8 protein-coding genes are annotated in these 7995 nt (G+C 64.5%); 1 reads left to right on the top strand and 7 read right to left on the bottom strand.

Features of this window, described 5'->3' with window-relative positions; all coding sequences use genetic code 11:
* On the bottom strand, positions 1 to 332 hold a 332-nt coding region (locus PMI42_RS11355), incomplete at its 3' end, for a hypothetical protein (RefSeq protein ID WP_008133821.1).
* Between the two features lie 228 nt (positions 333 to 560).
* On the opposite strand from PMI42_RS11355, the gene PMI42_RS37445 reads away from it, so the two are divergent.
* Complete coding sequence (locus tag PMI42_RS37445; protein WP_008133823.1) at positions 561 to 2525, top strand: acyltransferase family protein; 1965 nt, start codon at positions 561 to 563, stop codon at positions 2523 to 2525.
* Between the two features lie 30 nt (positions 2526 to 2555).
* On the opposite strand, the gene PMI42_RS11365 is transcribed toward PMI42_RS37445, so the two are convergent.
* From PMI42_RS11365 to PMI42_RS11390, 6 genes are all read right to left on the bottom strand, one after another.
* A complete protein-coding gene (locus tag PMI42_RS11365) occupies positions 2556 to 2828 on the bottom strand; it encodes a hypothetical protein (RefSeq protein ID WP_008133825.1) in 273 nt (90 codons plus the stop codon).
* Positions 2829 to 2943: 115 nt separating this feature from the next.
* On the bottom strand, positions 2944 to 3795 hold the full coding sequence (locus tag PMI42_RS11370; RefSeq protein WP_008133827.1) for a leishmanolysin-related zinc metalloendopeptidase: 852 nt from the start codon (positions 3793 to 3795) through the stop codon (positions 2944 to 2946).
* Positions 3796 to 3972: 177 nt separating this feature from the next.
* Positions 3973 to 4863, bottom strand: a complete 891-nt coding sequence (locus tag PMI42_RS11375) for an outer membrane protein (RefSeq protein ID WP_008133829.1) — start codon at positions 4861 to 4863, stop codon at positions 3973 to 3975.
* Positions 4864 to 5104: 241 nt separating this feature from the next.
* Positions 5105 to 5980, bottom strand: coding sequence for an outer membrane protein (locus tag PMI42_RS11380; protein ID WP_008133831.1), 876 nt, complete (start codon positions 5978 to 5980; stop codon positions 5105 to 5107).
* A gap of 161 nt (positions 5981 to 6141) precedes the next feature.
* Positions 6142 to 7659 carry a tripartite tricarboxylate transporter permease gene (locus tag PMI42_RS11385; protein ID WP_008133833.1) on the bottom strand — a complete coding sequence of 506 codons (1518 nt, stop codon included), beginning with the start codon at positions 7657 to 7659 and terminating at the stop codon, positions 6142 to 6144.
* Between the two features lie 12 nt (positions 7660 to 7671).
* A partial coding sequence (locus tag PMI42_RS11390) for a tripartite tricarboxylate transporter TctB family protein (RefSeq protein ID WP_008133834.1) occupies positions 7672 to 7995 on the bottom strand: 324 nt, incomplete at its 5' end.

The following is a 7995-nucleotide window of genomic DNA, read 5'->3' on the forward strand; positions in this document are numbered from 1 at the left end:
GGCTGGCCGCCGCGGCCATAGCCGCCACGATTGTCGTAGGCGCCCGGCGCGTGATAGCCGTTGGGATAGCAGCGGCCGTCCGAATAATTGTAGTCGTAACCATCGCCGCAGCCGCGTCGCGCCTGGCCGCCACGGCCGTAGCCGCCGCGATTGTCGTAAACGCCGGGCGGGTGATGACCGTTCGGATAGCAGCGGCCGTCGGAATAGTTGTAGTCAAAGCCGTCGCCGCACCGGACCTGAACCTGCTGGACGAGCGGCTTCAGCCCGGCCTCCGGACGCGGGGCCTCCTTCATCGGGATCAAGGCCAAAGCCACCAAGGCGACTGCGATCATCTATCACTCCTCCCAGTTAGTCTCCACGCACCAGCTTTATCAGGTTTGCCGCAGCGTCAATAGAGAACAACGGACGGTGTGGCGCGCCACCGGCCGATCGGCGCGGCGCTCTGTTGTCGCAGCGGAGTTGCGCGCCGCGACGGCTGGCCAGGGAGGGCCGAACCGGCGCTCGGCGCCGCCGATCTTTGCGATTGTCTCACCACCGGGCTTGGGCTATCCCCGGGCAAAATGCACCTCCATATCCGCCAAACCGTCACCCAAAAGTTGTGGTACCGGCCCGACATCGACGGGCTGCGGGCCGTTGCGGTGCTCTCCGTCGTCCTGTTCCACTACGGGGCCCCGATACGCGGCGGCTTCACCGGCGTCGACGTCTTCTTCGTGATCAGCGGCTTCCTGATCACGCAGACCCTCGCTGCCGAGATCGCGGCGGGCAGCTTTTCGATCATCGGCTTTTACGACCGCCGGATCCGCCGCATCCTGCCGGCGTTGCTGGTGATGCTCGCTGCCTCTCTCCTCGCCGGCGCGCTGCTTCTCTCGCCGGGCGACTACACGACACTCGGGACCACGGCCGCCATGGCCACCTTTGGCGTCTCGAATTTCTTCTTCTACGATCATACCGGCTACTTCGACCGGACCTCCGACCTCCTGCCGTTGCTGCACACATGGTCGCTCGCGGTCGAGGAGCAGTTCTATCTCGTCTGGCCGGTGTTGCTGTATGGGCTCTCGCTCTGCCGCTCGCGAGGCCTCATGGCAGCAGCCCTGGCCGTGATCGTCGTCGCGGTATGCGCAGGCAGCATCGTCTATTTTCGCGTCGATCCGAAAGGCGCTTTCTATCTTGCGCCGCCGCGCGCATGGGAACTCGCGATCGGCGCGCTCCTGGTCTTCCTGCCGCCGATGAGACGCGCCGCGGGCGAGATTGCCGCGGTCGCCGGCCTGATCCTGATCGGGATCGGATTCACGATCTCGCCGGCCAAGTTTCCCGGCGAGTTCGCGCTGTATCCCTGCATCGGTGCGGCGCTGATCGTCTGGCCGCGAAACGGACAAACCACATCGAGCGAGGTCCTGGGCGCGCTCGCGCCGATCGGACTGATTTCATATAGCCTGTATCTGTGGCACTGGCCGATTTGGGTGCTGTACCGGATCTACATCAACGGCGGTCTCCCGGGCACGACGGAGGCCGCGATCCTCGCGATTATCTCTGTCCTCATCGCAACGCTCTCCTATCGCTATGTCGAGAAGCCGTTTCGTGTCCGGCGCTGGAAGCCGCTTCAAACCGTCGGAGTAGGCATCGCCGCCATGCTCGCGATGTCGGCGGCCGGGTTTTCCATCACCGCTGCAAACGGACTGCCGCAGCGTCTTCCGGCCGAGGCGCAGCCGCTGCGCGATCTCACGACCATGTGGGACTGGCCGTGCAAGGAGGCCACGATCGACAAGTTCGGCCGTTACTGCGTCTTTGGCGCCCCCTGGGAAACGGCCAGGCACAAATCGATGATCTGGGGCGACAGCCATGCCGAGCATATCGCCCCGATCATCGAAGCAGCTTCACGCGATCCGGATCGTTCATTTCTCGTGTTCGCGGGATGCTCCGCCGTTCTCGGCGACGGCAATTTCATCATCATGATCGGCAATCCGGATTATCCGCAACGCTGCCAGCGCATCCATGCCGGCGCGATGACGGTGCTCGAGGACAGCGCGATCGATCAGGTCATCCTGACCTCGAGCTGGCTGGAGCTGCCGCGTCGGATCGGCAACGACGACGAGCGTCGCGGGGCCGAAGCGATGCGTGAGGCACTGGCGAAGCTCGTTGGACAAACTTCGATTCCAGGGCGTCAATTCATCCTCATTGGCGGCGAGCCGGAGTTGCCGCTGCAGGTCGTGGAGTGCGCTCACGCCAGACTTGCAGGCCTTTGGCGGGCGCCTTGCGAAGCCGGCCTCGGCTCGACGGATGCCAGGACGCTTCTGCAAAGGTCTGCCGTCGTCGACGACATCTTCACGGAGCTCGCGCGGACGCACCCTAACGTCGCAACCGTGTTCCCTGCCCGCCGACTGTGCCGCGACGACGGCTGCGACGTCTCGCTCGACGGCGAGTTTCTCTATCGCGACCCGAGCCACATCAGGCGAAACCTGAAGCCGCAGACCAGGCGCGACTTTGCAGACAGGATCGGCCTTACCGCTGCGTTGAACCGACAGTAGAACCGTTCCGGGCCGCGTCCCGCACGACATCTAGATCTTGCGCAAGCCGTCGAAGCGCGTGCCGACGTAGCGGCCGGCGGCATCGACGACGCGACAAAGCTCTCCGCCGTCGTGATAGAGCAACACGACCTTGGCTCCCGCCTCGAACTGCCCGATCGGTGGTTCGCTCGGCGCGGCATAGAACGGCTGCGATCCCGCCACTTCGTGGGTGAACTGGTTGGGTGGCGGCGAGATCACGCAGTCCGACGGGATCAGTGACGAATCTGGAAGCACAATCGCTTCCGGCCGTTTCATGCCCTCCATGATCTGCCATCCCTGAATTCCGCGAGAAACTTTGCCAGGCAAAATCCTGCCTGGCAAAGCGGTGGACTTGGCTGCCATAGCTCTTGCGTAGCGAGGCTCTTGGGTAGCGAGGCTCTCAGGTACCGAGGCTCTCCTCGGGCAACGTGATCGGAATCCGCGGGAGCACGATGCCTCTTGCCTTCTCGGCATGCGCGGCAACGAGCCCCGCCTCAGCCATATGGAGATGATCGGGCAGGTGATACGACTGGGCAGCGTCCATGTTCACCTGATAGCCGAGATCCTGCAAGCTGGCGATCGTCACCCGGCTCATCGCATTGCCGCCCTCATTGACGAAGCCGGTCATCAGCTCCGCGCCGAACACGGTGTCGCGCCAATGCGAGTCCACCGTCCCCTCCCCGCCCGTGTTTTCGACGGGGACAGGCAGCGGCGTCGTAGAACCGCGGAGCTTGCCGTATTCGCGCATGGCGTTGGGGCCGGTGAATGTCGGATTGCTGGTGTGAGCCCCCTTCAAGAATTTCTTGTTCGTCCAGATCGTCCCGATGCCGATCACGTGCCCCATCTCGTGCGTGATGACGTCGTTCAGGGTGCCGTCCGCCTCCATCGCCGCAAGGTCGGCCGTATCGAATTGCATGTCGCCTGTCGCCGGCAGGAACGCAGCCGCTCCGGCATTTTTCGGACGCAGGCGGCTCGGTCCCGCCTGACCGAGAATCCTCCCGGGACCGTCGATGTCGGTGCCCTGCGCGGTGATGCGCAGATTGTTGATCCTCTCGCCGCCGACCATGACATCGGGCAGATCGCCGACGATCGCGTGTGTCCAGCGGTTCGCGGCAAGCTTGAAGGCGGTCTTCTGCTTGGGCGTCAGCCCGCCCAGGAACCGAACTTCGATCGTATAGCCTCCGGCAGCTACAGCAGCGGCCGCGTGTGAAATCTCTTCGCCTTTCCGGGCTCGATAATGCTCAACAGCCATGATGCTCTCCAAATAACAGATCAATGAACTCTATCTACGCTTGCATCCTGATGCTGATTAACGTCGGCGACAAGCGCGGGAAGCGTCACAGGCTCTGACTGTTTCACGATGAAATAACGAAAGCCCGGCGTTGCCGCCGGGCTTTCGTCTCGCAGGCGTTTTGCGCGATGCCGCCGCTCAGGTGCCGCTGAAGCGATAGTTGACGCCCAAGCGCAGGATGTTGTCGGTGACGTGCGAGCGATAGCCGACCACCAGCGGTGCGCCGCTGAGCGCGATCACGGGCGTTGCGAGCGAGCCCGACACCGTTCCGAGATCGACATAGAGATATTCGAGCCTGGCGCTCCAGTTGTCGGCGAAGGCGCCTTCGATGCCGGCCCCTGCGCTCCAGCCGAGCTTGGTCGTGCTGCTGCCGAAGCTCGCCGTCACGGGCGTGAAGGTGCCGCCGTCGGCGCCCGGAAAGCCGCCGACATTGATCGCGCTCACGCTGCCCGAGGTGGAGACGCGGCCATAAGCGAGGCCACCGGTGCCGTAGAGCAGCACGCGCGGCGTCACGGCGATGCCGAGCCGGCCGCGGACGGTACCGAACCAGTCGAGCTTCTGGGTGAGATTGAACGTAACCGGCAGCGCAGGATCGAACGTGTTGTCGCCGCGATGGCCCGGCGTGCAGATGCCGTCCTGCACTCCGTCCGGTGCGCCGGCACAGAGCGCGGCAAAACTGCCTTTCTGGCCGCTGCCCTGGAAATCGGCCTCGAGGCCAACCACGAACATCTCGCGCTGCCAGTTGTAGCCGATCTGTCCGCCGCCGCTGGCGCCGTTGAGAGCGAACTTGCCGGCGCTCGAGCTCAGCAGCGCACCGCCACCGCTGTCGATGAAATCGGCAGTCGTTGCCGAGCGGCCCCAGCCGTAGCCGATATTGAGGCCGGCATAGAAGCCGCTCCAATTGGTGCCGGGATCGACGGCCACCGGCGGCGCTTTCGTAAAGATGTGCGGCACCGCCAGATCGGCGGCGAAGGCCCGCGGTGCGAGCAGCATGGCGACCGCCGTGGCGACCAGCAAAGTTCGTGTCATCGATCTTCCCTCGAAATCGCGTTGTCCGTACGCTCGCGCGCGAGATGCACGAGCGATTCAGCGCCACGACACTAGGGAAGAGTTCTTCGTCTCGCGTCCTGCGATCGAAGGTCAGTCGATCGGAGGATCAGCGCGCGATGGGCTCGCGATCGCAGCGGTGCCCGGTCGATGAAAGGCCAGGCAGAAACGACAAAGCCCGGCACAGGGCCGGGCTTTGCTTCTTGTTGACGCCTTTGTTGTTTCAGTATCTGGCGACCACCGGGCCATCGAACTGGTAGTTGATGCCGGCGCGCAGGATATGGTCGGTGAAGTGTGACGACACATTTGCGCCGACCGTCGAGCCGGGCGCTAGCGTGAACGGACCGGACGAGAAGCGTCCGAGATCCATGTAGAGATATTCGAGCTTGGCGCTCCAGTTCCGGGTGATCTTGCCTTCGACACCCACGCCCGCGGTCCAGCCGGCGCGCGTCGTCGAGGTCGAGCCGACCGAGCCGATCGCCACGCCCGCGGGGGTGAAGCCGGTCATCGTGCCGGTGGTCTTGATCTCGCCGAAGGCCAGACCGCCGGTGCCGTAGAACAGCACCTTCGGGGTCGCCAGAATGCCGACGCGGCCACGGACGGTGCCGAACCACTGGAGCTTCTGGTCGATGGTCAGAACCGTGTTGGTCAGACCGCCGGCCGGAAGGAACGTCAGGCCGGGAAGACAGGGCCCGGCGACCGGGAAGACGGCGCTGCCGGCGCAGGTAAAGGCCGTGCTGCCCTTCTCGCCCGACCACTGAAGGTCACCCTCGAGGCCGTACACCCAGTTGTTGCTCTGCCAGTTGTAACCAGCCTGGCCGCCGGCGATTCCGCCGTTCATGTCGAAGGATGCACTGGTGAGGGACCCGGCCGGAGGCGCGATCGGCGCGCCGGTTGCCGTGTTGAAGAAGGAAGCGTCGGACCGCGACCGGCCCCAGCTGTAGCCACCGTTGACGCCGACGTAGAAGCCGGTCCAGATCCAGACCGGATCGACCATGACCGGCGCCTTGACGTAGGGCTTTGCCGCCAGATCGGCAGCCAGTGCACCCGTCGCAAACAGCGACATCGCCGCCGCCATTCCAACCACGATCCGCTTCATGGAGATTCCCCCTTCGCACAATTTTGTGATCAAAATATACGCTGGGGGGCACCCAAGAGCTGTGCCGGACCGGCAACAACCCGAAACAATCGGGGCGTGTGGCCTGTCGGACTACAACGACATGATCCCCTTATGTTATTGAATTAGAAAGCTATTCAGGCCTATCGCGATGACGCTTTAGACCTCTGCGTCAATCCGACACGGGCGAGCATCCCGTCGATCACCGGCCAGAACAGCAGCACAATCGCCAGGGTTGTGATCGAGCCGACCAGGCCGTTCGACCAGAACACCTTCAGGGCCCCCCCGGAGCCGATCATCGACAGGCGGAAGGCATCCTCGGCGCGGTTGCCGAGCACGAGCGCCAGCGTGAACGGAGCCAGGGGAATGCCGATCTTCTTGAAGACGTAGCCGACGACACCGAACCCCAGCATCAGCCAGATGTCGAACATCGCATTCTGGATGGCGTAGGCGCCGATCGCGCAGGACACCACGATCATCGGCGCGACTGCCGCGAACGGCACACGCAGGATCGAGGCGAAGATCGGCACCGTCGTCAGCACCAGCACGAGCCCGACGACGTTGCCAAGATACATCGAGGCAATCAGGCCCCAGACGAAGTCCTTGTGCTCGACGAACAGCAGCGGGCCGGGATTGAGCCCCCACACCATCAGCCCGCCGAGCAGGATCGCGGCGGTGCCGGAGCCGGGAATGCCGAGCGCCAGCATCGGCAGCAGCGCCGCGGTGCCCGACGCATGCGCCGCCGTCTCCGGCGCGAACACACCCTCGATGCGGCCCTTGCCAAAGCTCTCGGGATCCTTCGAAAAGCGCTTGGCCAGATTGTAGCCCATGAAGGAGGCCGCGATCGCGCCGCCCGGCGTGATGCCGAGCCAGCAGCCGATGAAGGAGGAGCGCAACAGCGTCACCCAGTATTTCGGCAGGTCCTTCCAGACGCCGAGCACGACGCGCAGCGAAATGCTCGCCGCATGGCCGCGCAGAGCGAGGCGCTCCTCCATCGTCAGCAGGATCTCGCTGATGCCGAACAGGCCGATGACGGCGACGAGGAAGTTGATGCCGCGGAGCAGCTCCGACGAGCCGAAGGTCATGCGCAGATTGCCCGACACCGTGTCCATGCCGATGCCGGCCAGCAGCAGCCCCAGCGACATCGAGATGACCGTCTTGTGCTTGGCCTCGCGCCCGAGGCCGACGAAGGAGCAGAAGGTCAGCAGGTAAACCGCAAAGAACTCCGGCGGGCCGAACTTCAGCGCAAAGGACGAGATCATCGGTGCGAGGAAGGTGATCAGCAGCACCGCGACCAGCGAGCCGATGAAGGAGGACGTGAACGCCGCGGTCAGCGCCTCGGCTGCCCTGCCCTGCTGCGCCATCGGATAGCCGTCGAACGTGGTGGCGACCGACCAGGCTTCGCCGGGGATGTTGAACAGGATCGAGGTGATCGCGCCGCCGAACAGCGCACCCCAATAGATGCAGGACAGCATCACGATCGCCGAGGTCGGGTCCATCGTGAAGGTCAGCGGCAGCAGGATCGCGACGCCGTTGGGGCCGCCGAGGCCCGGCAGCACGCCGACGAAGATGCCGAGCACCAGCCCGACCATCATCAGCACGAGCGTCTTCCACGTCAGCAGGACGGCGAAACCGTGGAGCAGGAGACCGAGAGCTTCCATCGCAGGTTCGCCTTAGTGGCCGAAGGCCGCTTCGAGCGGCCCCTTCGGCATGATGACGTCGAAGGCGATGTCGAAGGTGACGAACATGATCGCCGTGAACAGGAACGCAGTGAGCAGCGACTTCCACAGCGCGATCTTGCCGACGAGGCGCATGAAGCCGGCGATCAGCAGAAAGCTCGCGACATAGAGCCCGAGGAACTGCGTCACCAGGCAGAACAGCAGCGTCGGCACGAACACCGCCAGCACACGGCGGGCCTGCGCGCGGGTGACGAAGGTCTCTGCGGCCTTTCGGTGCGCGACCAGCGCCACGATCAGGCCGTAGAGGCTGCCGCCGCC

Source organism: Bradyrhizobium sp. YR681, assembly GCF_000282615.1.
In the GTDB taxonomy this organism is placed as follows: domain Bacteria; phylum Pseudomonadota; class Alphaproteobacteria; order Rhizobiales; family Xanthobacteraceae; genus Bradyrhizobium.

Bases quoted from the DNA above. Each gene is read 5' to 3' on its own strand.
- PMI42_RS37445 (WP_008133823.1), top strand. From the start codon at position 561: ATGCACCTCCATATCCGCCAAACCGTCACCCAAAAGTTGTGGTACCGG.
- PMI42_RS11365 (WP_008133825.1), bottom strand. From the start codon at position 2,828: ATGGAGGGCATGAAACGGCCGGAAGCGATTGTGCTTCCAGATTCGTCA.
- PMI42_RS11370 (WP_008133827.1), bottom strand. From the start codon at position 3,795: ATGGCTGTTGAGCATTATCGAGCCCGGAAAGGCGAAGAGATTTCACAC.
- PMI42_RS11375 (WP_008133829.1), bottom strand. From the start codon at position 4,863: ATGACACGAACTTTGCTGGTCGCCACGGCGGTCGCCATGCTGCTCGCA.
- PMI42_RS11380 (WP_008133831.1), bottom strand. From the start codon at position 5,980: ATGAAGCGGATCGTGGTTGGAATGGCGGCGGCGATGTCGCTGTTTGCG.
- PMI42_RS11385 (WP_008133833.1), bottom strand. From the start codon at position 7,659: ATGGAAGCTCTCGGTCTCCTGCTCCACGGTTTCGCCGTCCTGCTGACG.